The sequence below is a fragment of the Agrococcus beijingensis genome (assembly GCF_030758955.1).
In the GTDB taxonomy this organism is placed as follows: Bacteria; Actinomycetota; Actinomycetes; order Actinomycetales; family Microbacteriaceae; genus Agrococcus; species Agrococcus beijingensis.
This window is the reverse complement of the sequence record NZ_CP132360.1, coordinates 951,667-974,074: the sequence shown is the minus strand read 5'-3', so window position 1 is coordinate 974,074 and position 22,408 is coordinate 951,667. Positions and strand designations below refer to the sequence as shown.

The 22,408-nt window shown below is 73.5% G+C and carries 27 protein-coding genes; 11 read left to right on the top strand and 16 right to left on the bottom strand.

Annotated features, from left to right (window positions below):
• Nucleotides 1-82: 82 nt before the first annotated feature.
• The 4 genes from Q9250_RS04620 to Q9250_RS04605 form a co-directional block, all read right to left on the bottom strand.
• Complete coding sequence (locus tag Q9250_RS04620) at nucleotides 83-883, bottom strand: thioesterase family protein (RefSeq protein ID WP_306233420.1); 801 nt, start codon at nucleotides 881-883, stop codon at nucleotides 83-85.
• 75 nt (nucleotides 884-958) lie between these two features.
• Nucleotides 959-1,483: a hypothetical protein gene (locus Q9250_RS04615; RefSeq protein WP_306233419.1), complete on the bottom strand. Its 525-nt coding sequence runs from the start codon at nucleotides 1,481-1,483 to the stop codon at nucleotides 959-961.
• Nucleotides 1,476-2,003, bottom strand: a complete 528-nt coding sequence (locus Q9250_RS04610; protein WP_306233418.1) for an RES family NAD+ phosphorylase — start codon at nucleotides 2,001-2,003, stop codon at nucleotides 1,476-1,478. The genes Q9250_RS04615 and Q9250_RS04610 overlap by 8 nt, the downstream gene beginning before the upstream one ends.
• 8 nt (nucleotides 2,004-2,011) lie before the next feature.
• On the bottom strand, nucleotides 2,012-2,491 hold the full coding sequence (locus tag Q9250_RS04605) for a pyridoxamine 5'-phosphate oxidase family protein (RefSeq protein WP_306233417.1): 480 nt from the start codon (nucleotides 2,489-2,491) through the stop codon (nucleotides 2,012-2,014).
• 97 nt (nucleotides 2,492-2,588) lie between these two features.
• Between Q9250_RS04605 and Q9250_RS04600 the strand changes: the two genes are divergently transcribed.
• Together Q9250_RS04600 and Q9250_RS04595 are read left to right on the top strand one after the other, a co-directional pair.
• Nucleotides 2,589-3,008: a GNAT family N-acetyltransferase gene (locus Q9250_RS04600; RefSeq protein WP_306233416.1), complete on the top strand. Its 420-nt coding sequence runs from the start codon at nucleotides 2,589-2,591 to the stop codon at nucleotides 3,006-3,008.
• A 10-nt stretch (nucleotides 3,009-3,018) separates the two neighbouring features.
• Entirely contained in the window at nucleotides 3,019-3,795 is a 777-nt protein-coding gene (locus Q9250_RS04595; RefSeq protein WP_306233415.1) for an alpha/beta fold hydrolase, read from the top strand.
• On the opposite strand, the gene Q9250_RS04590 is transcribed toward Q9250_RS04595, so the two are convergent.
• The 6 genes from Q9250_RS04590 to Q9250_RS04565 form a co-directional block, all read right to left on the bottom strand.
• Complete coding sequence (locus tag Q9250_RS04590; RefSeq protein WP_306233414.1) at nucleotides 3,778-4,977, bottom strand: cysteine desulfurase-like protein; 1,200 nt, start codon at nucleotides 4,975-4,977, stop codon at nucleotides 3,778-3,780. The two genes, Q9250_RS04595 and Q9250_RS04590, sit on opposite strands and share 18 nt — an antisense overlap.
• 115 nt (nucleotides 4,978-5,092) lie before the next feature.
• Complete coding sequence (locus Q9250_RS04585) at nucleotides 5,093-5,914, bottom strand: SDR family NAD(P)-dependent oxidoreductase (protein WP_306233905.1); 822 nt, start codon at nucleotides 5,912-5,914, stop codon at nucleotides 5,093-5,095.
• Nucleotides 5,915-5,928: 14 nt separating this feature from the next.
• Entirely contained in the window at nucleotides 5,929-6,417 is a 489-nt protein-coding gene (locus tag Q9250_RS04580) for a cupredoxin domain-containing protein (protein ID WP_306233413.1), read from the bottom strand.
• 62 nt (nucleotides 6,418-6,479) lie between these two features.
• Nucleotides 6,480-7,940, bottom strand: a complete 1,461-nt coding sequence (locus Q9250_RS04575) for a serine/threonine-protein kinase (RefSeq protein ID WP_306233412.1) — start codon at nucleotides 7,938-7,940, stop codon at nucleotides 6,480-6,482.
• 36 nt (nucleotides 7,941-7,976) lie between these two features.
• Nucleotides 7,977-8,495 carry a metallophosphoesterase family protein gene (locus Q9250_RS04570; protein WP_306233411.1) on the bottom strand — a complete coding sequence of 173 codons (519 nt, stop codon included), beginning with the start codon at nucleotides 8,493-8,495 and terminating at the stop codon, nucleotides 7,977-7,979.
• 49 nt (nucleotides 8,496-8,544) lie between these two features.
• Nucleotides 8,545-8,997, bottom strand: a complete 453-nt coding sequence (locus Q9250_RS04565) for a DUF2231 domain-containing protein (RefSeq protein ID WP_306233410.1) — start codon at nucleotides 8,995-8,997, stop codon at nucleotides 8,545-8,547.
• A 135-nt stretch (nucleotides 8,998-9,132) separates the two neighbouring features.
• Here Q9250_RS04565 and Q9250_RS04560 point away from each other — a divergent pair, with 135 nt between their 5' ends.
• The 3 genes from Q9250_RS04560 (at nucleotide 9,133) to Q9250_RS04550 (ending at nucleotide 10,956) form a co-directional block, all read left to right on the top strand.
• Complete coding sequence (locus Q9250_RS04560) at nucleotides 9,133-9,636, top strand: sigma-70 family RNA polymerase sigma factor (protein ID WP_422665089.1); 504 nt, start codon at nucleotides 9,133-9,135, stop codon at nucleotides 9,634-9,636.
• The gene (locus Q9250_RS04555) at nucleotides 9,633-10,340 is read left to right on the top strand and encodes an anti-sigma factor family protein (protein WP_306233408.1); all 708 of its coding nucleotides are present in this window, start codon (nucleotides 9,633-9,635) and stop codon (nucleotides 10,338-10,340) included. The genes Q9250_RS04560 and Q9250_RS04555 overlap by 4 nt, the downstream gene beginning before the upstream one ends.
• A gap of 67 nt (nucleotides 10,341-10,407) precedes the next feature.
• On the top strand, nucleotides 10,408-10,956 hold the full coding sequence (locus tag Q9250_RS04550; protein WP_306233407.1) for a COG4315 family predicted lipoprotein: 549 nt from the start codon (nucleotides 10,408-10,410) through the stop codon (nucleotides 10,954-10,956).
• On the opposite strand, the gene rarD is transcribed toward Q9250_RS04550, so the two are convergent.
• The 3 genes from rarD to cmtR form a co-directional block, all read right to left on the bottom strand.
• Complete coding sequence (rarD, locus tag Q9250_RS04545; protein WP_306233406.1) at nucleotides 10,896-11,897, bottom strand: EamA family transporter RarD; 1,002 nt, start codon at nucleotides 11,895-11,897, stop codon at nucleotides 10,896-10,898. The two genes, Q9250_RS04550 and rarD, sit on opposite strands and share 61 nt — an antisense overlap.
• Before the next feature lie 193 nt (nucleotides 11,898-12,090).
• The gene (locus Q9250_RS04540) at nucleotides 12,091-14,163 is read right to left on the bottom strand and encodes a heavy metal translocating P-type ATPase (RefSeq protein WP_306233405.1); all 2,073 of its coding nucleotides are present in this window, start codon (nucleotides 14,161-14,163) and stop codon (nucleotides 12,091-12,093) included.
• Nucleotides 14,160-14,525, bottom strand: a complete 366-nt coding sequence (gene cmtR, locus Q9250_RS04535) for a Cd(II)/Pb(II)-sensing metalloregulatory transcriptional regulator CmtR (protein ID WP_306233404.1) — start codon at nucleotides 14,523-14,525, stop codon at nucleotides 14,160-14,162. Before cmtR ends, Q9250_RS04540 begins: the two co-directional genes overlap by 4 nt.
• Before the next feature lie 154 nt (nucleotides 14,526-14,679).
• Here cmtR and Q9250_RS14165 point away from each other — a divergent pair, with 154 nt between their 5' ends.
• Together Q9250_RS14165 and Q9250_RS04530 are read left to right on the top strand one after the other, a co-directional pair.
• Nucleotides 14,680-14,979 (top strand): RNA polymerase sigma factor, encoded by a 300-nt coding sequence (locus Q9250_RS14165; RefSeq protein ID WP_422665076.1) that lies wholly within the window; start codon nucleotides 14,680-14,682, stop codon nucleotides 14,977-14,979.
• 188 nt (nucleotides 14,980-15,167) lie between these two features.
• The gene (locus tag Q9250_RS04530; protein ID WP_306233403.1) at nucleotides 15,168-16,571 is read left to right on the top strand and encodes a M20/M25/M40 family metallo-hydrolase; all 1,404 of its coding nucleotides are present in this window, start codon (nucleotides 15,168-15,170) and stop codon (nucleotides 16,569-16,571) included.
• Here the strand turns inward: Q9250_RS04530 and Q9250_RS04525 are convergent.
• Entirely contained in the window at nucleotides 16,558-17,100 is a 543-nt protein-coding gene (locus tag Q9250_RS04525) for a MarR family winged helix-turn-helix transcriptional regulator (RefSeq protein WP_306233402.1), read from the bottom strand. The genes Q9250_RS04530 and Q9250_RS04525 overlap by 14 nt on opposite strands.
• Nucleotides 17,101-17,295: 195 nt before the next feature.
• On the opposite strand from Q9250_RS04525, the gene Q9250_RS04520 reads away from it, so the two are divergent.
• Nucleotides 17,296-17,499 (top strand): hypothetical protein, encoded by a 204-nt coding sequence (locus Q9250_RS04520; protein WP_306233401.1) that lies wholly within the window; start codon nucleotides 17,296-17,298, stop codon nucleotides 17,497-17,499.
• Nucleotides 17,500-17,586: 87 nt separating this feature from the next.
• On the opposite strand, the gene Q9250_RS04515 is transcribed toward Q9250_RS04520, so the two are convergent.
• Together Q9250_RS04515 and Q9250_RS04510 are read right to left on the bottom strand one after the other, a co-directional pair.
• Complete coding sequence (locus Q9250_RS04515) at nucleotides 17,587-18,087, bottom strand: GNAT family N-acetyltransferase (protein WP_306233400.1); 501 nt, start codon at nucleotides 18,085-18,087, stop codon at nucleotides 17,587-17,589.
• 55 nt (nucleotides 18,088-18,142) lie between these two features.
• A complete protein-coding gene (locus Q9250_RS04510) occupies nucleotides 18,143-19,201 on the bottom strand; it encodes a trans-sulfuration enzyme family protein (protein ID WP_306233399.1) in 1,059 nt (352 codons plus the stop codon).
• Nucleotides 19,202-19,259: 58 nt separating this feature from the next.
• On the opposite strand from Q9250_RS04510, the gene Q9250_RS04505 reads away from it, so the two are divergent.
• The 3 genes from Q9250_RS04505 to Q9250_RS04495 all read left to right on the top strand — a co-directional run bounded on the left by Q9250_RS04505 (nucleotide 19,260) and on the right by Q9250_RS04495 (nucleotide 22,402).
• Nucleotides 19,260-20,369, top strand: a complete 1,110-nt coding sequence (locus Q9250_RS04505) for a DNA glycosylase AlkZ-like family protein (protein ID WP_306233398.1) — start codon at nucleotides 19,260-19,262, stop codon at nucleotides 20,367-20,369.
• Nucleotides 20,370-20,432: 63 nt separating this feature from the next.
• A complete protein-coding gene (locus tag Q9250_RS04500) occupies nucleotides 20,433-21,350 on the top strand; it encodes a diacylglycerol/lipid kinase family protein (protein WP_306233397.1) in 918 nt (305 codons plus the stop codon).
• Nucleotides 21,347-22,402, top strand: coding sequence for a phosphatase domain-containing protein (locus tag Q9250_RS04495; protein WP_306233396.1), 1,056 nt, complete (start codon nucleotides 21,347-21,349; stop codon nucleotides 22,400-22,402). The genes Q9250_RS04500 and Q9250_RS04495 overlap by 4 nt, the downstream gene beginning before the upstream one ends.
• The last annotated feature ends 6 nt before the right edge of the window (nucleotides 22,403-22,408 follow it).

Below are 22,408 nucleotides of genomic sequence, written 5' to 3'. Positions count from 1 at the left end.
CCCATGGAGGGGACGGCGCGCGGCAGGGTGTCAGATTACCTGCTCGCGCGCATGGCACGATCGTCGGCGTGATGGATCGCGCTCAGCGCGTCGGGCTCGGCCGCACCGTGAGGGTCTGCGCCGCCTCGCCGACATGGCCCTGCACGTCGTGCAGCCGCGTGCTCGTGATGCCCTGCCCGGACGGCCCGAACGAGACGGTGGTGTCGTAGCCGACCCATTCGCCGACCGGCTGCCGGTGCAGGTGGATCGTGAGGTCGAGGTTCGGGAACATCCACTCGTCGGGCCGCTCGCGCACGGCGATGCCGTTGGCGCCGTCGATGAGCCCGATCCAGCGCGCGAGCGCGCCCGCGGGCTCGCCCTCGACGAGCGCGTGCGTCGTGCGCTGCCAGACGCGGTTGCGGCCCGGCTCGCTCGGCCCGGCCGCGCGCATCTCGACCGACTGCACGTAGCCGCCGCTCCAGCCGAGCCCGAACTCGGCGGCCGGCAGCGTCTCGGGGTGGGGCAGCGCCGCATCGGCGCCGCCGGCGACCGCCGCCGTGTCGACCGCGACGCTGTGCCACGCGCGGGCGACCGCGACGTCGCGACCGGCGATGGATGCGGTGGCCTCGGTGAGCTCGATGGTGCGGCCCGGGCGGCGGGTCTCGACCCGCACCGCGATCTCGGCGAGCGCCAGGAAGCCGAGGATGTCGAACGACTGCCGGCTGAGCAGCAGCGGCGCGCCGCCTGCGGCCTCGCGGTGCGCCTCGATCGCGTGCGTCAGCAGTCCGCCGAGCGGCGCGAAGTGCAGCTCGCCCGGCTGCCAGGCGCCGCTGGCGAGCTCGGTCGGTCGATAGCGGCCGTCGCCGAGCGCGACGAAGTAGGCGGTGGGGTCGGAGGCACGCATGCGTCGACCGTAGTGCCGCAGACGGCGCTCGGGCGCCCTCGACGCGCGAGGTCGCGCGGTGGCGCCGGCTGGGCGCTACGCGCCCTGCGGCGGATGCAGCAGCAGGTCGGCGAGGTCGTCGAGGTAGCGCTCGAGCGGCACCGGCGCGTCGGAGCCCCAGCGCACCCAGGCCGCGCCGTCGCGCACGAAGAGCGGGCCGGGCCCGCCCACGAGCGCCTCGTCGATCGCGATCGGCACGATGGCGTGGTTGACGGTCTCGCCCATCGGGAAGCCGCCCTGGATGGCGGCCGCGCGATATGCACGACGCTCCTCGACTGATGCGGTGTGGTGCTGCGGGCGGCCGGGCTCGGTGACGCGGGTCGACACTCCCGTCTGCCAGACCGAGCCGTCGCGCGCCAGCAGCAGGGCGCCCATCCGCCATGCACGCCCCAGCGCGCGCATCGTCGGCCGTCGCGGCACGACTCCGAGCAGCGCCTTCGGCTCCTCGTACCGGGCGAGCGCCTCGTCGCGCGCGCCTGCGGCGGCGAGGCGCTCGGCGGTCGCCGCCAGCAGCGCACGGGCGTGCTCGACGGCCGCGGCGTCTGCGGCGCCGTCAGCCATCGCCGCCAACCAGCGCGCCGCCCACCAGCTCGGCGCGCGGCGCGCCGGGCGCGTTCCAGCGGAACAGGGTCAGGTGCCAGAGCCCCGGGCGCTTGCGCGAGGGATCGATCAGCCCGTGCGCGCCGAGTGCGACGAGCCGGTCGCGCACCCGCCACGAGGGCGGCTCGGCGCCCGCCGCGACCGCCTCCTGCCAGGGCGCTGCCGCGTCATCCGCATCGATGCCGACGGCCTCGAGCGCCGCGCGATCCCGGAGGTCGACGATGCCGTGCGCATCCACGTCGACCTCGACGACGTCGAGCGCGGCCCTGCGCGCATCGGTGTGGGCGATCATGGCCGCGGCGACGCCCTCGGGCGACGAGCTGAGGTAGAGCGTCGGCGCGCCCGCGCGAGAGTAGCGGCCGGCCGTGCGCGAGCCCTCGAGCGCCGTCGCCCGGTGCGCGGGGTCGACCGCTCGGAAGCAGCGGCCGACCACCCGCGACGTCAGTCGGTCGAGCTTCATGACCTGCGGCTCGCCCGCCATGTGGGGGATCAGAGCGCCACGACGCCGCTGTCGCCGAGGTCGGTCTCCTCGTCGCTCACCAGCCCCTTGACGAACTGCACCGCCATCGCGACCTTGCCGGGGGAGTCCCAGTACTCGGCGGAGGTCGCGGTCACCTCGATGAGGCCCGTGCCCGGGTCGTCGACGCCGCCCTCCATGAAGGCGTCGGCCGAGGCATCCCACAGCTCGCGCAGCTTCGCCCGGTCGTCGCTGAAGCGCGCGGTGCCGGCGAGCGACACCCACCCCTCCTTGCCGGCGTAGTGCACGTTGACGCGCGCGTCGCGCTCGAGCGCGATCGCCTTGTCGGTGCCGCGCTGGGAGATGAACCAGACGGTGCCCGGCTCGGTGAAGTCCTGCGTGCCCATCGGGGTCGAGACGAGATCGCCCTCGACCGAGATGTAGGCGAGCGATGCGATCGAAGTCGAGCGCATGATGTCGGTGACGGTCTGCAGCTGCTGGTCGTAGGTCATGCCCGAGACGGTGCCAGCGCGGCCTGTGCGCATCCTGGGCGAGGTGAGGCGCGTGCCGCTCGCCGGCGTCCCAGCGGCCGGTCGTTAGAGTCTGCGCATGCTGACCTTCGAGGAGCGCGTGCCCACCCGTGACGAGCAGCGCGCCGTGGCGGCGTCGGTGGGATGGGGCGACCACTTCGACTGGGACACCATCGCCGCCTCGCTCGTGCGCTCGCTGCACGGCGTGGTCGCCCTCGACGACGGTCGTGCCGTGGGCGTGGGGAGGCTCGTCGGCGACGGCGTGCGCTACTTCTACGTGCAGGACGTGATGGTGCGTCCCGAGGCGAGCGAGCAGGGCATCGCCTCGCAGATCGTCGAACGGCTGCTCGCCTGGGTGCGCGCGCAGGCGCCGGCCGAGGCCGTCGTGGGCCTCTTCGCGAGCCCCGAGGCGGTGGGCGTGTACGAGCAGCTCGGCTTCGCGGCCGCCGATGGCGACCCGCTCGGGATGACGCTCGACCTCGAGGCCGGGCGCCAGTGACGCGGCACCCGTGAGTCACCGCCCGAGCGGTCGCGTCGTCGCGGTCGGCGACCTCGCCTTCCGCGTGCTGACGGATGCCTCGGGTCGCGACCGAGGGCATCCGACCGTCGTGCTCGTGCACGGCATCGGCGTCTCGCACCGCTACTTCCTGCCGCTGCACCGGGCGCTGGCCGAGCGCACCCGGGTCGTGTCGCTCGACCTGCCCGGGTTCGGCGGCGTGCCGAAGCCCGGCCGCGACCTCGACGTCGCCGCCATGGCCGGCGCGATCGGCGAGCTGCTGACGGCGCTCCGGCTCGGCCCGGTCGTGCTCGTCGGCCATTCGATGGGCGCGCAGTGGTCGGTCGAGCTCGCGATCCAGCGGCCCGAGCTCGTCGAGCGCGTCGTCGCGATCGGGCCGGTCGCCGACCGCCGCCACCGCTCGATGCTCGCGCAGGCCCGCGCGCTCGCCGTCGACTCGCTCGGCGAGGCGCCGTGGATCAACCAGATCGTCTTCACCGACTACGCGCGCTGCGGCATCCCGTGGTACCTCGCGCAGCTGCGGCACATGCTCGCCCACCCGCTCGAGGAGCGGGTCGCGGCGCTGCCGGTGCCGCTGCTGGTGGTGCGCGGCGACCGCGACCCGATCGCGGGCGTGCGCTGGAGCCGCGAGCTGCGCGACCGCGCACCCGTCGGGGCGCTCGTGCACATCCCGCACAGCCATCACGTCGCGCAGCACGCGGCGCCCCGCGCGGTCGCCGACGCGATCCTCGCGCACGCGACCGGGCGGGCCTCAGCGCACGAAGGCTGAGAGCGCTGCGAGCAGCCGGTCGACGTCGGCGTCGTCGCTGTACGGCGCGAGGCCGACGCGCAGGCCGTGCTCGACGTCGAGCCCGAGCGCCTGGAACGGCTCGTGGGCGTAGAACGTGCCCGCCGGCGCATGGATGCCCTCCGACGCGAACGACCGCGACGCATCCGCCGCATCGCGGCCCGCGAAGGTGAGGAACAGCGTCGGCGTGCGGTCGGCGGCGACCGAGTGCAGCGCGATGCCGTCGAGCGCGCGGATGCCCTCCTCGAGGCGGGTTCGGAGCCGCAGCTCGTGCTGCTCGATCGCGTGGTGCGCGGCGAGCAGCCGCTCGCGCCGCGTGCCGTCGACGGGGGCGAGGCTCGCGATCACGTCGACGGCGGCGGTCGCGCCGGCCATCAGCTCGTACGGCAGCGTGCCGAGCTCGAACCGCTCGGGCACGGCGTTCGTCGAGGGCAGCAGCTTGTCGGGCTCGATCGTCTCGAGCAGCGCCGGATCGGCCGCGAGCACGCCGCAGTGGGGGCCGAAGAACTTGTAGGGCGAGCAGACGAAGAGGTCGGCGCCGAGCGCCCGCACGTCGACCGCCGCGTGGGCGGCGTAGTGCACGCCGTCGACGAAGACCAGTGCCCCGACCTCGTGCGCGCGCGCCGCGATGCGCGCGAGGTCAGGCTTCGTGCCTAGGAGGTTGGATGCGGCCGTGACGGCGACGAGGCGGGTGCGGTCGGTGATCACCGCGTCGAGCGCGTCGAGGTCGAGGTCGGCGGTCGTGGGGTCGAGCTCGAGCCAGCGCACGGTCGCGCCGGCGCGGGCCGCCGCCTGCAGCCAGGGGCGCACGTTCGCGTCGTGGTCGAGCCGCGAGACGACCACCTCGTCGCCCGCGCCCCAGCGCTTGGCGAGGTGGCGCGAGAAGTCGTAGACGAGCTGCGTGGCGCTGCGGCCGTAGACGATGCCGCGCGGGTCGGCGCCGAGCAGATCGGCCATGGCGCTGCGGAACGCGACGACCGCCGCGTCGGCGTTCCGCTCGCTCACGACCAGGCTGCCGCGGTTCGAGAGCGGCTGCGTGAGCGTCGCGGCGATCGCCTCGCCCACCGCCCGCGGCGTCTGCGTGCCGCCCGGCCCGTCGAAGTGGGCGATGCCGGAGGCGAGCGAGGGGAACTGCGCGCGGAGCGCGGGCACGTCGATGGTCATGGGGCTCCTGAGTCAGCGATCGGTGGCTGACCTCATCCTGCACCGACGGCCGCACCGCCGGAGGATGCGCGCCGACGCGGATGCGCTCCGCGGTGGTGGCGGCGTGAACCGGCGCTCAGCGCAGCCAGGGGGCGACGAGCGCCTCGCTGCGCTCCCACAGCAGGTCGACGAAGAGGTCGGCGTGCACCAGCGGACTGGTCTCTGCCGCCGACGCGGGCCGCTGCTGGGTGTGGAAGACGCCCGGCTGCCAGGTCTCGCCCGGTGTGCCGTCGACGAAGAAGACCAGGTTCTCGCCGCCCCGCTCGGCGCTGATCAGCAGCAGCCGCGACAGCGGCGTGCGGTAGACCAGCCGCAGGAAGCTGCCGGAGCCGGCGGCGAAGCTCGTGCGCACGTTGCCGGGATCGAAGGCGACCGCCCGGATGCCCCGGTCGCCGTAGCGGGCCAGCAGCCCGCGAGCGTGCAGGATGTTGGCGAGCTTGGCGTTGCCGTAGGCGTGCTCGGGCGAGTGGCCGCGCTCGGCGTTCAGGTCGTCGATGTCGAACCTCGCCAGCCGCCGCGCGGCGGAGCTGGCCGTGTTCACCACCATCCCGTCGCCCGCTTCCAGCAGCGGCAGCAGCAGCTGCGTCAGCAGGAACGGCGCGAGGTGGTTCACCTGGAAGGTCTGCTCGTTGCCGTCGACGGTGACCCTGCGCGCGCCGAGGATGCCGCCGGCGTTGTTCGCGAGCACGTCGAGGCGGTCGGTGGATGCGTGCACCTCGTCGGCGAGACGGCGCACGTCGTCGAGACGGGAGAAGTCGGCCACGAAGTGCGCAGCGCCGGTCTCACGGGCCACCGCCGCCGTCCGCTCAGGGGAGCGGCCGACGAGCAGCAGCCGATGCCCGCGGGCGGCGAGCTGCCGCGCGGCAGCGGCGCCGATGCCGTCGGAGGCGCCGGTCAGCAGCGTGGTGTGAGTCAGCTGGTGACCTCGATCGACCCGCGCATGTTGGCGACGTGCGGGTCGCAGACGTACTCGTAGGTGCCGGGGACGAGGGTGATCTCGAACTCGATCTCCTCGACTGCCGCGACCTCGCTCGCGACGTCGACGCCCTCGCCCATGAGGTGGAAGTTGTGCATGACCGCGGGGTCCATGATCGTGATCGTGTAATCGCCCGCGGGCAGCGTGGTGACCGGCGCGCCGGTCTCATCGGTCAGCGCGATCACGAACGCCTCCGGGTCGGCGTCGGTGCCGACGGTGCCGATGAGCGTCGTCGAGCCTGCCGCGGCCGACTCGTCGGGGGCCGCGCTCGTGGGCGCGGCCGTCGCCGACTCGCTCTCGACCGCAGGCTCGCTCTCGACGGCGGGCCCGCTGCTGGCCGGTTCTGGACTCGTGCTGGCGCATCCCGCGAGTGCGAGGGCTGCTGCGGCGAGCACGGCGAACATGGTGGAGCTGCTTCGTGTCATGACGACCTCCTGAGGATGGTCGAGTGTAGAACGCCCTGCAGCGATCTGACCATGCCCCAAGATCAGGGGCCGTTGCCGTTGCCGTTGCCGCCGTTGCCGTTGCCGCTGCCGCCGTTGCCGCTGCCGCCGTTGCCGTTGCCGTTGTCGTTGCCATTGCCGCTGTTGGCGTCGCTGCCGCTGCCGCTGCCGCTGTTGCTGCCGCTCCCGTTCCCGTTGCCGTTGCCGTTGCCGTTGCCGTCAGCCGTTTCGGTGGCCGGGACGACCGCAGGCACGGGCGCGGGCGCCGGTGCGGGAGCCGCCGGCTCCACCGAGGTGGGCGCGGGAGCCTCGGCGATGGGTGCGGTGGGCGCCTTCGGCATGGTCTCGGCGACCGCGGGATCGGCCGTGGGTGTCGGTGCCGACCATTGGAGGGTGGCGAGCGGCGCGGCGACGACGAGTGCGGCGACCGCGGCGACGAGGGTCGCGACGGCGGGCCACCTCCGACGCCTCGAGCCGCGCGCGGGCGCGGGCTGCTCGACGGTGTCCTGTTCGGACGTGCTCGGAGCGGCGGTGACGGGCGCGGTCGCGATCGGTGCGGCAGCGGTCGGGTCGGGCTGCGCGGCGAGCAGTGCGGTGCCGGCGAGCGCGATCATCGCGCCGGTCGGCTCGGCGCCGGTCGGCTCGGCGCCGCCCGGCGCTGCCGCTGCCGACCACGCCGTCACGCGCTCGAGCACGGCCGTCGCGGCGGGCCGCGCCTCGGGGTCTCGAGCAGTCATCGCCGAGAGCAGCGACTTCCACTCGTAGCCCAGCTCGCCCGGCACGACCGGATCGCGCGCCAGCCGGGCGCTCACCGACTCGAGCATCGTGCCGGGGAACTCGCGGCGGCCGGTGAGCGCCTCGAGCAGCACGAGCCCGAGCGAGTAGATGTCCGACGATGCCGCGACGCGGCTGCCGGTCGCCTGCTCGGGGCTCAGGTAGCCGGCGGTGCCGAGCACGGTGCCCGTCGCGGTGAGACGGGCGCCGTCGACCAGGGAGGCGATGCCGAAGTCGGCGAGCTTCGCGTCGAACTCCCGGCCGGGCACCAGCGCCGGTGCGAGCAGGATGTTCGCAGGCTTGATGTCGCGATGCACCACGCCCCGCGCGTGCACGACGACCAATGCCTCCGCGAGATCCTGCGCCATGCGCGTGACCTCCTCGACCGGGATGGGCGCAGCTGCAGCGCGCTGGCCCAGCGTCGGCCCCTCGACGAGCTCCATCGCGAGGTAGGTGACGGGGCGGCCGTCGACCACGGCGGTGCCCGCGTCGAACAGCGTCACCAGTGCGCGGTGCTGGAGCGATGCGAGCAGGTCGATCTCGGCGCGGATCCGCTCGCTCTCGGCGGCGTCCGGGGCGCCTCGAGCCACGATCTTCATGGCGACCTGGCGCCCGAGCACCTCGTCGTCGGCGCGGTGCACGGAGGACATGCCGCCCGTGCCCAGCAGGGCGCCGAGGCGGTACCTGCCGGCGACCACGCTGCCCGTGGGGAGCGGATCTGCTTGCTGCATGGCGTCCTCCGACTTGTCCCCCAAAGGGTACCGGCGTCAGCGGGGAGTCGGCTCCAAAGTCACCTGGCGCAGCGCCCCGGCGTCGGCGAGGGCCGTCATCACGGTGCCGACCGGCTGGCGTCGCCGGTCGGTGGGGGAGCCGGGGTTCAGCAGCCGCAGACCGCCCGGTGTGACCGAGTCCCAGGGGATGTGGGAGTGGCCGAAGACCAGCACGTCGCGGGGCGCGCTCGAGGCGGCGCCGAACCGCTCGTCGACGCGTCGCTCGCGGCCGGCGGCGGCGCCCGTCTCGTGGACGACCGCGATCCGCACGCCCTCGACCTCGACGTGCGCGACCTCGCCGAGCCGCCGGTGCAGCTCGGGCCCGTCGTTGTTGCCCGCGACGCCCACGACGCGCGCGGCTCGCGCCTCGAGCTCGTCGAGCAGCGCGACCTCCACCCAGTCGCCGGCATGGATCACCACGTCGGCCTCCTCGACGAGCCGCCACACCTGCGGCTGCAGCGCCTTCGCGCGCACGGGCAGGTGGGTGTCGCTCAGCAGCAGCAGTGTCGTGGCCACCCCACCAGTATCGGTCCGGTCGCGCCGCGTCCGGCGGGCGGCTCGCACGTCAGCCGACGAGTCCACCCCACACCGCGCGGGCACCGGAGTCGCCCGCCAGAGCGACGATCACGACGCTGCCGGCGGCCGTCGCGACGGCCAGCACGGCCAGCACGATCGTGATGATGCGCGCCCTCGGCGGGCGAGTCTCCGTCCTCGCCGGCATGCCCCAGCGGAACCACGCCCACTGCGCCGCGGCGACGACGAACATCCCGATCACCCACGGCAGCAGCATCCGCCCGTAGCCCTCATGGGTCTCGACGGCCGGGATCGCGCCGACGAGCTCCTTCAGCGCGAGCCCGGCGGCGACCGTCAGCGGCACGAGCGCCACCATCAGCAGCGCCGCGAGCGGCGTGACGATGCCGAGCCGGCGTCGTGCGGCGGGCCAGACGCTGCCGAGCACCAGCGCGAGCGCGGTGAGCGGCACCAGGATGACCACGGCATGGACGAGGAGCGGATGCATCGGGAGGCCGGTGATCTCGAAGGCGCCGACGGCGCGAAGCGGGTCCATACTCGAGACACGAGATGCGGCGGTCGCTGGTTCAACGGTGAACTTCCGGGCGCTTGCTCTCGTGTCATCCATGAGGGGGTGGATGCGGTGCCACCGGACGACGAGCGGCTGCTGGGGGAGCTGTATGACGCGCACGCGGCGCCCGTGTGGCGCTACGTGGTCCACCTCACCGGTGATCGCGCCGGCGCCGACGACGTCGTGCAGGAGACGCTGCTGCGCGCCTGGCGCAACCCCAGGATCCTGGAGGATCCCGCGACGGCCAGGGCATGGCTCATGACCGTCGCACGCCACCTCGTCATCGACGAGTCGCGCAGCGCCCGGCGGCGGCACGAGGTGCTGCTGCCCGATGCGCCCGAGGGCGAGGCGCCCGACGCCACCGAGGCGCTGTTCGAGGCGATGCTCATCGAGGCGGCCCTGGCCCAATTGAGCATCGAGCATCGCGCGGTGATCATCCGCGCCTACTACCGCGGTCTGTCGTGCGCCGTGATCGCCGCGGATCTCGGCATCCCGGAGGGCACCGTGAAGTCACGCCTCCACTACGGGCTGCGGGCGATGCGGCTCGCGCTCCAGGAGCAGGGGGTGACACGGTGAACCACGATCACGCGCACTTCGCGGAGTGGGATGCGGCCTACCTGCTCGGCGCCCTCAGCACCGCCGATCGGCGGGCGTACGAGGCGCACCTCGACTCGTGCGCGCGGTGTGCACGCGCCCTGGCCGAGATCGCACCGACGATGGGCCTGCTGGCCCGGGTCGACCCGGTGCGGGCGCGCTCGCTGCAGACGGCGACGGCCGTCGATGACAGCCCGCTGGTCGACGACGGCGCGAGGGCGCAGCTGCTTGCGCGCGCCGCCCGGGAGGCACGTCGTCGACGGTCGTGGTGGATCGGCGGGCTGGCGGCGGCAGCCGCGCTGGTCGTGGCGCTCGTGGTCGCGATCGGGGGCGTGATCGCGTCGCTGCCGACCGCCGACCGCGCGTTCGCGCTGGCGGCGGTCGAAGATGCGCCCCTGACGGCGTCCGCCGAGCTCGACGCGGTGCGCTGGGGCACCCGCATCCAGGTCGAGTGCCGCTACGACGGCGACGGGGGAGCGGATGCCGCTGAGGGCGTGCCGTACACGCTGGTCGTCCTCGACCACGACGGCAATGCGAGCGAGGTCTCGAGCTGGCGCGCCCTGCCTGGAGCGACGGCGCGCCTGAGCGCCGGGACGTCGCTCGACGTCGACGACATCGCCGCCATCGAGATCCGGCTGCAGGAGGACGACAGCGTGCTGATGCGCGCCGACCTCGACGCCGAGTGAACCCTGGGCGCGTCGACATCGTGTACCCAGTGACCGCATCCGCGGCCTTTCACGAAGGGACGCTCTGATGACTTCGAGGATCACCTCGGCGGCACTGGCCGCCGGACTGCTCGTCGTCGCGCTCGCCGGCTGTGCGAGCACGACTCCTGAATCCACCTCTCCGCCAGCCACGACCTCCTCCGAGGCTGCGGAGCCGTCGGCCTCGGCCGAGCCCTCGGGCTCGGCTGAGCCGTCGGGCTCGGCCGAGGCCGGCTCGGAGGATCTCAGCCTGATGGTCGCCGAATCGTCGCTCGGCGAGATCGTGGTCGACGGCGAGGGCATGACCGTCTACATGTTCGACAACGACACCCAGGGCGCCGGTGCCAGCACCTGCGAGGGACAGTGCGCCACCAACTGGCCGGCGGTGACCGTCGAGGGCGACGACGCCCCGGAGGTCGAAGGGGTCACCGGTGAGGTGGCCACGATCACCGGCGTCGACGGCGCCACGCAGGTGACGCTGAACGGCTGGCCGCTCTACTACTTCATCGGCGATGAGGCTGCGGGCGACGTGAACGGTCAGGCCGTGAACGAGGTCTGGTGGGTGCTCTCGCCGGCAGGCGAGCGGATGGCCGACTGAGGCGCATCGTCGACCCGGCGCCCTGCGGGGCGCCGGCGGGCGGTCTCGATCGCGAGCAGCAGCAGTGCGCACGCGATCGGACCGTAGACGAGCGCGTCGGCAAGGCCGAGCTGCTCGTCGAGCAGCAGCGCTGAAACGGCGACGAGCAGCACCGGCTCGAGGTAGCTGAGCAGGCCGAAGAGGCCGAGCGGCAGCACCCTGCTCGCCGAGAGGTAGAGCCACAGGGCGAGGCCGCTGACCGCGCCGAGCAGCATGATCACGGGCGCGTGGCTCCACGTGGCCGCGATGGTGCCCTCCGCGCCGCGGACGGCGAGCAGGGCGATGGCGGCCGGCAGCAGCACCGCTTGCTCGAGCACGGTGGCACCGGGGGAGTCGAGTCGGAAGCGGCGCCGCAGGTCGAAGTAGACGGGGTAGCCGAGCGCGACGATGAGCGTCGCGATGCCCACGGCGCCGCCGAGCAGCAGCGCGGCGAGCACGCCCACTGCGGCAGCGACGACCGCCGCGCTGCGGATGCGCGAGAGCCGCTCGCCGTGCAGCACGGTGCCGACCACCACCAGCGCGAGGGGGAGCAGCAGGTACCCCGTCGCCGTGTCGAGGCCGTGGCCGCTGATCGGCGCCCAGCCGAAGAGCCACAGCTGCACGCCGAGCAGCGCCGCGTCGACGACGAGCACGATCGCGAGCGCCGGCCTGCGGCGGATGCGCGCCAGCACGGCACCGACATCGCGGAGCCCTCCGGTGAGCCCGACGAGCAGCACGAGCACGGGCACGGTGGCGAGGATGCGCCACGCCACGATCTCGAGGCCGTCGAGCGGCTGCAGCATCGGCGGGATGAGGAAGAGCGCGCCGAAGAGCACCGAGGCGCCGAGCGATGCGGCGACGCCGAGGGAGAAGGCGTTCGGCCGAGCGTCCGCAGGGCGCTCGGGGGTGCGTGCAGCGATCACGGATCTCCGCGGTAGGGGTGAGGGAGAGGAGAGGAGACGCGCGCGGTGGCCGTCAAGATGTCTGACATCAGCCTATGGGCCACGCTCACCGCTCATCGAGGCCGGGCGGATGCTCCTCCTCACGGTCCGTCCGGCCGCCTTCGGCGCGGTTCCTCTCCCTGCCCCCTCCGATGCTGGAACGGTCGAGCTGCGGTCACACGTGGGCGAGCGCTCGCTCGCTCGTTGCGGGTGCAGGCAGTGCGCGCGGTCGCCGAGCGGCGCGAACGCCGTTCAGGATGACGATGACCTCGGCGACCTCGTGCACGAGGACCACTCCCGCGAGCCCGAGCACGCCGAAGAGTGCCAGAGGGAACAGCACGACGATGATGAGCAGGGCGAGCACGATGTTGGCGAGCATGATGCGTCGGCCTCGCCGGGCATGGCGCAGCGCGACCGGGATGAGCCGAAGGTCGTGGCCGGTGAAGGCGACGTCTGCGGACTCGATCGCTGCAGCCGAGCCGGTAGCACCCATCGCGATGCCGACCGTCGCCGCGGCCAGCGCGGGAGCATCGTTGATGCCGTCGCCGATCATCGCCGTGGGTCGCCTCTCCGCCGACGTGGCGATGAAGTCGGCCTTGTCGCGTGGCAGCTGCTGCGCGTGCACGGTGCCGATGCCGACCTCGGCCGCCAGGGCGGCTGCGGTGCGCCGATCGTCGCCCGTGAGCATCACGACGTCGATGCCGTCGTCCTGCAGCATGCGCACTGCCTCGGAAGCGCTGTCGCGCAGCTCGTCGCGCACGCCGATCACGCCCTGGATTGCCCCGGCGATCTCGACGACGACGACCGTCATGCCGGCGGCCGCCATCCGATCGGCGGAGGCGGTCAGGACGCCGGGGTCGAGCCACCGGGTGCTGCCGATGCGGGCGGGCGCGCCACCGACGGTTCCGGAGATGCCGGCGCCGGGCTGCTCGTCCACATCGACCGCGTTCGGCGCGTCGCTGGCTGCGGCGACGATCGCCGTGGCCAGGGGGTGCGAGCTCGTGGCCTCGAGAGCGGCCGCCACGTCGAGCACGGAGCCTTCGTCGACGCCGTCGATCGTGGCGACCTCCACGACCTGCGGCGCGTTGCGCGTCAGCGTGCCGGTCTTGTCGACAGCGACGGCGCGAATCGTGCCCAGCTGCTCGAATGCCTCGCCCGACTTGATGACCACGCCGAAGCGGGACGCGGAGCCGATCGCGCTGATCACCGTGACGGGCACGGCGATCGCCAGTGCGCACGGGGATGCCGCGACGAGCACGACGAGCGCCCGCTCGATCCAGGTCATGGGATCGCCGACGACGAACCCGAACGCGGCCACGAGGGCGGCGACCACGAGCACCGTGGGCACCAGCGGCTTCGCGATCCGATCGGCCAGCCTGGCTCGCTCGCCCTTGCGGGCGTGCGCCTGCTCGACGAGCGCCACGATCTGCGTGAGGGAGTTGTCGTGGCCGTCGGCGGTTGCGCGAACGCGGAGCGTGCCGGACCCGTTCATGGATCCGGCCGGAACGATGTCGCCGACGGCGACCTCGACGGGGATCGACTCACCGGTCACGGCGGCCGTGTCGATGCTGGATCGCCCGGCGATCACGACGCCGTCGGTCGACACCAGCTCGCCCGCGCCGACGAGGAGGACGTCGCCGATGACCAGGTCGCGTGCGGGAACGTCTCGGGCGACGCCGCCGGTCTCCACTCGCGCGGTCCGGGGGATGAGGTCCAGCAGTGCCCGCAGGCCGTCCTTGGCCTTGTCCATGGCTCGGTCCTCGAGCGCCTCGGCGAGCGAGAAGAGGAATGCGAGCGCTGCGGCCTCGCCGACGTGTCCGAGTGCGACGGCGCCGGCGGCGGCGATCGTCATCAGGAGGCCGACGCCGAGGCGCCCGCGCAGCAGGCGCTTGATCGCCCCGGGGACGAACGTCCATGCGCCGAGGATGAGTCCGAGGACGTTGGCGACCGTCGCGGCCACCTCGAGTCCGGACCAGCCGAGGACGAGCCCCGCCGCGACGAGCACGCCGGCGCCGATCGATGGCAGCAGGGCACGGTCCTGCCACCACCGGTCAGCGCGCTGCTCCTCGTCGCCGTCACTGCTCGCGCGAGGCTTCGGATCGCAGCATGCGTCGCCGTCGGCGACCATCAGGCTGGCCGGCGTCGCGGACTCCGGGGCGGCGGTGCGCTCGACGTTCGGGATCGCCTCGGCCGCGGCACGCTTCGGAGCTGCCGGCCGAACGTCGTCGCCGCAGCACTCGGCGCTCATGCCTGCACCAACTGGGCGCGACCTGCGCAGCAGCCGAGGGTGCAGCCCTCGTCCTGGCACTGCGCGTCGTCGTCCACCGTCACGACCGCGTCCAAGAGCAGCTGGATGGCCTTCGCGACGTGCGGATCGGCGATCTCGTAGCGGGTACGGCGCCCTTCGTGCGTCGTCGCGACGATGCCGCAACCACGCAGGCACGCGAGATGGTTGGACACGTTCGAGCGGGTGAGGTCGAGCTCCTCGGCGAGCTCGGCCGGATAGCCCGGGGCGTCGAGGAGCGACAGGAGTATGCGGGTGCGCGCCTCATCGGCCATGGCGCGCCCCAGGCGCTGCATGACGTCGACGCGAGTGGCGATCGTGATCATGCCCCGATCATACAGTCGTTGCTGAACAGATGCCAGCCGGGCCGCGGCGCTGGGGCCGGGCTCGACGCCCCGGTCGGCGCTCGACGACATGACGCACATCTCGGACCGTGGGAGAGGCGATGCAACAGAAGGCGCGATGCTGGCCATTACCTGAGTGGCGGAGAAGGTGTCTTCGCCAGAGAGCAGGGGAGAGGGCGATGGCTCAACCGAACATGGGCGACTTCATTCGTCGGGTCGACGCCCGAGAAGATGCTGCCGACTTGGTCAGCGAGACGTTCCTGGCAGTCAGCTGCCCGCGCTCGACCAGGAAATGATGACCGTCGTGTACTGGGAAGGGTTCTCGCAGCAGGAGGTGGCGGCCATCGTGGGCAGACCGGCCGCGACCGTCCGCAGTCGACTGGCGCGAGCCCGAACGGCTCTCCGGGTGCAGCTCGACGAAGCGGGGTCGCGCTGACGCCGATGCCGCAGCGGGCGAGCGGAGCGACAAGACATCGACGCTACCCGACATAATGTGCATTATCGGCGGTAGATGCGAGTCTGGAAAGCGGCCCGTGGCCTCACGATCCGCGCGGGTCTAGCCTCACCGTACGTGCGCACATCCGCGACGCCTCAGGGCTCGCGGGCGCGAGGACGGAGCATCCGATGCATCAGGCTCATGACGACATCCGGGCGTTCATCGACGCGCACGACGACGCCATTGCCGACGAGCTCGCCGCATGGGTGCGCATCCCGTCGATCGCCGGCATGCCGGAGCATGTGCAGCACCTGCGGCACTCGGCGTCGTGGCTCGCCGGCACTCTGCGGGACATCGGCTTCCCGAGCACCGAGATCTGGAGCGGCGACACCGGGCCGGCCGTGTTCGCCGAGTGGTGCGAAGCGCCGGGCGCGCCGACGGTGCTGGTGTACAGCCATCACGACGTGCGCGCCGTCAAGGCGGACAACTGGGACGAGACGTCGCCGTTCGACCCGGTGCAGCGCGACGGGCGCCTCTACGGCAGAGGGAGCTCGGACGCCAAGGGCCAGGTGGTCGCCCACCTCTGGGCGATCCGGGCGCACCTCCGGGCGACGGGGCGCCGGGCCCCGGCCGTCAACCTCAAGCTGCTCGTGGAGGGCGAGGAGGAGGCCGGCTCCCCCAGCCTCGCGGCGATGCTCGACGAGCATCGCGACCGCCTCGACGCCGACGCGGTGCTCTTCTCCGACACGCTGCTCTGGCACGCCCGCCATCCGGCGCTGTGCACCAGCATCCGTGGCACGCTCACGGCTCGAGTGGAGGTCTACGGCCCGCGCACCGACATCCACAGCGGGGCGGTCTCCGGCCCTGCCCCCAACCCGGCGATCGAGCTGGGTCGGCTGCTCGGCGGCCTGTACGACACGGACGGCCGCATCGCGTTCCCTGGCTTCTACGACGACGTGCGGCCGATCACCGACGCGCGCCGCGCCGAGCTCGCCGCGCTGCCGTTCGACGCGGGCGACTGGCTCGCGCGCTCGCACACGCGCAGCATCACGGGCGAGGCCGGCTTCACCGTGCTCGAGCGGCTCTGGGAGCGACCGTCGCTCGAGGTGATCGGCCTGGCGGCGGGCGACGTCGAGGACGTGAAGCGATCGGCCGTGCCGTCGATGGCGGCGGCAGACCTCAGCATCCGCACCGTGGCGGGGCAGCGCATCGCCACAGTGGCCGATCAGATGCGGCAGTGGTTCGACGAGCAGGTCGCCGCAGGCTACGACCATCTGCTGAGGATCGACGAGTCGATCGCGCAGGAGAGCTATCGCACGCCCGCGACGCCGCTCGTCGATGCGCTCGACCGCGCCATGGCGCGCGGCTTCGGGGTGCGCGACGTCGGCCGGATGGGCAACGCCGGCGGCGGCCCGGCCGACCTGCTCGCGACGCGGCTCGACGCGCCGGTGGTCTTCTTCGGCACCGGGCTCGTGGAGGACAACTGGCACGACAGCGACGAGAGCGCCTCGCTCGCGATGCTCCGAGCCGGGGCTGCGACGCTCGCCCATCTGTGGAGCGAGCTCGGCGAGGGGCCGCTCAGCCGGCGATGACGCGTGTCGCCTGCGGCTCGGCGTGCTCGTCGACCTGGTCGATGGCCAGCGCCATGCGCGCGAGGAACCGGGCCACTGCGCTGCGCTCGCCGTCGTCCATCGTGTCGACGACGTCGATCATGCGCCGATGCATCGCGCCGAGCGTCGCGCGCACCTCGTCGTCGGTGTCGGTCGTCGGGACGACGATCGTCGCCCGCCGATCCTCGGGGTGCGGCTCGCGCTGCACATGGCCGCTCTTGACCAGCCGATCGACGAGCGCAGTCACCGATGCGGCGGCGAGCCCCAGCTCGGCGCCGAGGTCGCGCTGCCGCACGAGCACACCGCGCCGTTCCGCCTGCAGCAGCAGCCGCAGCGCCAGCAGATCGGTCTCGCCCATGCCCATCGACGAGCGTGTGCGGGCACGCATCGCGCCCTCTGCGGCCCGGTAGCGCCGCAGCAGGTTCAGCACGTCGACGCCCGAGGCCTGACCATCCTCGGCGTACCAGTAACCGGACGAGGCGACGTCGCCCGAACCGTTCTCGCTGCGCATGTGCACCCCTCTTCTGCGCTTCGTCGCCACCCTACCGTTCCAAGGTGGTACATTTCGATCACCGAACTAACGACCGGAGGAGCGCGACATGTCGATGACCCTGGTGCCGGGCACCGCATCCGCCTTCGATCGCTTGCACGCCGCCAGGACGACCTGGGCGTCACCGGGCGCCGACCTCTGGGTGGCTTCGCGAGCGTGCAGCTCCTCGGCTTCGTCGAGCGCAGCCTCGACGACTACATCGCCGTCGACGGCGGTGGCGCCTCCATGGGCAGGCACGCAGACCTCGCCTCCGCGCAGCGCGCGGTGGTGAGCGCGCACACCCCGTCAGGCACGTCGGCCCGGCGCTGGAGCGACACCGACGCACCGGTGCTGACGGTCAGGGCGCTGCGCACTCGCTGACCGCATCCTCACTCCTCGGCACCACTCCCCCCGCCCCACTTCCCCGGACGCGACCGCGGCAACCGCCCGCGCGCGCCGCACGGCAGCTCAGGCTCGCGCGAGCTGCTCGAGGCGATCACCCGTGAGCCGCTGGGTCGTCCACTCCGACAGCGGCTCCGCGCCGATCGCGCGGTAGAACCCGATCGACGGCTCGTTCCAGTCGAGCACGGTCCACTCGAAGCGGCGGTAGCCGCGTGCGACGCACTCCGCCGCCAGCGCGGCCATCAGCGCACGGCCATAGCCCCGCCCGCGCTGGGCCTCGTCGACGTAGAGATCCTCGAGCCAGATGCCGTGCGTGCCCGTCCAGGTCGAGTACGTGAGGAACCACAGCGCGATCCCGACGATCGCGCCGTCGCGCTCGACGACGTGCGCGAACGCCCGCGGCTCGTCGCCGAACAGCGTGGCGGTGAGCATCGCCTCGGTGTTCTCCACCGCGTCGGGCTCGCGCTCGTAGACGGCGAGCGCGTGGATCAGGGCGAGGATGCCCGGCTCATCGCCGGTGCGGGCCGCGCGCAGCAGCGCGCCATCGGAGAGGGTTCGGTCGGTCACCGTGCGAGCCTACGGGCGCGGAGCGCCGCTCGCCGGCGCCGCCGAACCTGCACCGCTACTCCCCCAGCGCCCGCAGCAGGTCGTCGGCGAGGTCATCGATGTGCTCGATGCCGACCGAGAGGCGGATGAGGCCCTCGGGGATCGTCGGCGCCTCGGTCGCCCAGCGGCGCCGCCGCTCGAGCGTCGACTCCACGCCGCCGAGGCTCGTCGCCGGGATCCAGAGCCCCACGCGCTCCACCACGCGGTCGGCGGCCGCCGCGTCGGCGAGCACCACTGCCAGGATCGTGCCGAAGCCGGGGTCGCGCACCTCGAGCACGCCCGCGGCCCCTGCGAGCCGCCGGGTGAGCTCGCGCGCGTTGCGCTCGGCCCGCTCGAGCCGCACCGAGAGCGTGCGCAGCCCGCGCAGCGCCAGGAACGCCTCCATCGGGCCCGGGATCGCGCCGTGCAGGCCGCGGTGGAACCGGATGCGCTCCGCCAGCTCGGGCGCGCCCGTCACGACCGCTCCCAGCACGACGTCGCTGTGGCCGGCGATCAGCTTGGTCGCCGAGTGCACGACGATGTCGGCGCCCAGCTCGAGGGGCCGCTGCAGCAGCGGGGACGCGAACGTGTTGTCGACCACGCTCAGCACGCCGGCCGCCCGGGCGGCGCGCGCGAGCCGCTCGATGTCGACCAGCTCCAGCGCGGGATTCGTGGGCGACTCGAGCCACACCATCGCGGCGCCGGGCAGCGCGGCCTCGACCGCGTCGGGATCGGCGACGTCGACGCGCCGCACCTCGTAGCGGGCGCTCGCCGCGCCGTCGTCGAGCAGCGCGAGCGTGTGCTGGTAGGAGTGGCGGGCGACCACGACCGCGCCGCCGGCGGGCACCAGGTTGATGACGGCGGAGACGGCGGCCATGCCGCTCGCGAACGAGATGCAGTCGCCGCCCTCGAGCGCGCCGAGCGCCTCCTCGAGCGCCGTCCAGCTCGGGTTGCCGTAGCGGGCGTACTCGAGCTCGCCGCCGGCGACGAACGAGCTGGCGAAGGTCACCGGCTCGTTCATGGGCGCGCCCGGCAGGTGCGGCGGACGGCCGGCGCTCACGGTGACGGTCTCGAGACGGCGGGGCGTGTCAGACATGCACTCATCCTGGCACCGCGACGATACCCGTGTCGCCGCCTGCCCGTAGCATCGCGGCATGCCGACCAGCGAGGCCCGCACGATCTCCGTCGAGGAGGCCCGCCGCATCGCGGTGCGCGCGCAGCTGCTCGACGAGCCGTCGACGGCTCGCGATGCCGGCGACCTGCCCGAGGTGGTCGCGCAGCTGACGCTGCTGCCGCTGAATCCCACCGACATCGTCTGCCCCTCGGCCGAGCAGATCGCGCACTCGCGCATCCCCGGGCTCGCCTACGACGACGTGCGCCGCGCCGCCGAGGTCGAGCTCAGCCTCGTCGACCACCTCGGGCCGCACCGGCACCCGATGGAGGCATGGGCGATCGCGCTGCGCGCCACGGGCGACCTGCCGTGGCTGACCGCGATCGGCCGCGCCCCCGACGCGCTGCACGCGTCGTCGCGGCGCTGGCTCGACGCCAACGCGGGCTTCCGGGAGCGCGTGGTGCAGCAGCTGCGCGAGGACGGCCCGCTCCCCCGGGCCGAGATCGACGACGCCGCCGACGTGCCCTACGTGTCGAGCGGCTGGAACACCGACCGCAACGTGGCGATGATGCTCGAGCTGCTGCAGATCCGCGGGGAGGTCGTGGTCGCCGAGCGGCACGGCGCCGCCCGCGTCTGGGATCTCGCGGAGCGCGTGCTCCCGCCCGTCGAGCCGCTGGCGGTCGAGCAGGCGGAGCGCACCTGGCGGCGCCGCTGGCTGCGCGCCTGCGGCATCGCCCGCGCGACGCACCTGGGCGACGAGGGCGAGCCGGTGCGCATCCGGGGCGTGAGCGGCACGTGGCGCCTCGACCCCGGGGCGAGCGCAGAGGGCTTCGCTGAGCGCGTGGTGCTGCTCTCGCCGCTCGACCGGCTGATCGCCGACCGGCGCCGCATGGCGCAGCTGTGGGGCTTCGAGTACGCGCTCGAGCAGTACACGCCGGCCGCGAAGCGTCGCTGGGGCGCGTTCGCCCTGCCGATCCTCGACGGCGACCGGCTGGTCGGCAAGGTCGATGCCAAGGCAGACCGCGACGCGGGCGCCCTGCTGGTGCACCGCATCCACTGGGACGACGAGCCGAGCGCGAGGCTGCGCGACGCCGTGCACGACGAGATCGCCCGGCTCGCGGGCTTCCTGCGGCTGCGCCCGTCGATGCCCTGACCCGCGCCCGCCCTGCCCCGCGGCTGACCCGCGTCTGCCCCGACCCGCGGCTACGCTGACCGCGTGCCCTCGATCGCCGTCATCGGCAACCCCACCGCGCGGGGCTTCGGCGCGAGCGTCGACGCGGTGCTGCGCGAGGCGGCCCAGCGGGGCTCCGACGCGCGGGTGCTGCCGACCACGCCGGCGGCCACGGGCGCCCCGCAGGCTCGCGAAGCGCTGCAGACGGGGGCGGATGCGGTGGTCGCGGTGGGCGGCGACGGCACGGTCCGCGAGATCGCGGCCGCGCTGGCGCACACGGGCATGCCGCTCGGCATCATGCCCGCGGGCACCGCCAACCTGTTCGCCCGCAACCTCGAGCTGCCGCTGCGCGATGCCGGTGCGGCCGCCCGCACCGCGGTGGCCGGAGTCGCTCGGCCGATCGACCTGGGCATGGTGGTGCTCACGCGCGACCACGGCGACCATGAGCCGGAGGTGCCGTTCCTGGTGGTCGTCGGCGTCGGCAACGACGCCCTTGCCGTCGAGGCCGCTTCGCTGCGCGCCAAGCGGCGCCTCGGCTGGGCCTCCTACGTCGACGCCGGGCTGCGCAGGCTCGGCCATCCCAGCTTCGCCGTGCGGGGCCGCTTCGACGGCGGCGCGATCGAGTCGGCGCGGGCGTGGAGCGTGCTCGTGCACAACGCCGCCCGCATCCCCGCAGGCCTGCAGGTGCTGCCCGGCACGCGCCTCGACGACGGCCTGCTGCACGTCGCCACCGTGAGCCCCCGCCACCTCGCCCACTGGGGCCGCATCGCGGCAGCGGGCGCCGGCATCGCCCGCGCCGAGGGCGTGCTGCGTCATCGCACCGCGCTGCGGATCACGCTCGGCGCCGTCGACGGGCCGCTGCCCGCGCAGATCGACGGCGACGCGGTCGGCCGGGTCGGTCGGCTCGACGCGCGGATCGACAGAGGCGCGCTCAGCGTGCGAGTGCGAGGATCAGACCTGTGAACCCTGCTGAAGCCCTTGCCCGCCTGCGAGCGACCCCGGAGGGCTCGCTCGATGCGGTCCTGCAGCAGATCGACCTCGAGCGCACCGTGAAGGCGATCGCCGGCAACGCGCTCACCGGCCTGTTCCGCGACGACGAGCGTCGCGAGCTCGTCACGCTGCTGTGCATCGATCGCGCCGATGAGCTCTCCCCGAGGACGCGCGCCGACGTCGTGCACGCGCTCCGGCGGCTGCCGCCGAACCCGGTGCTCTCCGAGGGCATCCGCTCGCTGCTCGTGTCGCTCACCGGCGAGCCGTTCCGCGACATGAAGTACCTGCTGAACGCCTCCGGCGACCGGCACGACCTCGAGCACGTCGTCTACGAGCGGCTCACCGACGACGACCGCGAGGTCGTGCTCGCGCACATCGCCGCCGAGGCGGAGCAGACGCCGCAGCACGACCTGCGGATCCTCTGCGACATCGACGACACCGTGCGGGCGATGCTGCACGAGACGCGGTTCCCGCGCGGCTCGATCTACCCGGGCGTCGTCGAGCTGCTCGTCGAGCTCGACCAGGGGCACGCGGCGCAGCCCTCGCGCCCCGGCGACCTCACCTTCGTCACCGCGCGACCCGAGGGGCCGCGAGGGCTCATCGAGCAGTACACCCGCGACGGGCTCGCCGACCTCGGCCTGCCGCCGCACTCGGTGCTCGGCGGGTCGTTCCTGAACCTGTTCACGAAGCGGTCGATCAAGGAGCGCAAGCTGCAGAACTTCGTGCGCGAGCGCGCGCTGTTCCCCGAGTGCCGCTTCATCTTCATCGGCGACAGCGGCCAGGCCGACCCGCAGGTGGGCGCCGAGATGCTGCGCATCGGCGGCGCGCATGGCGTCGCCGTGCTCATCCACGAGGTGGTCGCCGTCACCGGCGAGGTCCGGGCGGCGCTCGAGGCCGACGGCATCCGCTTCTTCGAGGGCTACGACGAGGCCGCCCGCATCGCGCACCGCCTCGAGCTGATCGACGCCGCCGCGCGCGATCGCGTGCTGATGGCCGTCAACGACGCGAGCGCCTGGATGACCTGAGCCGGC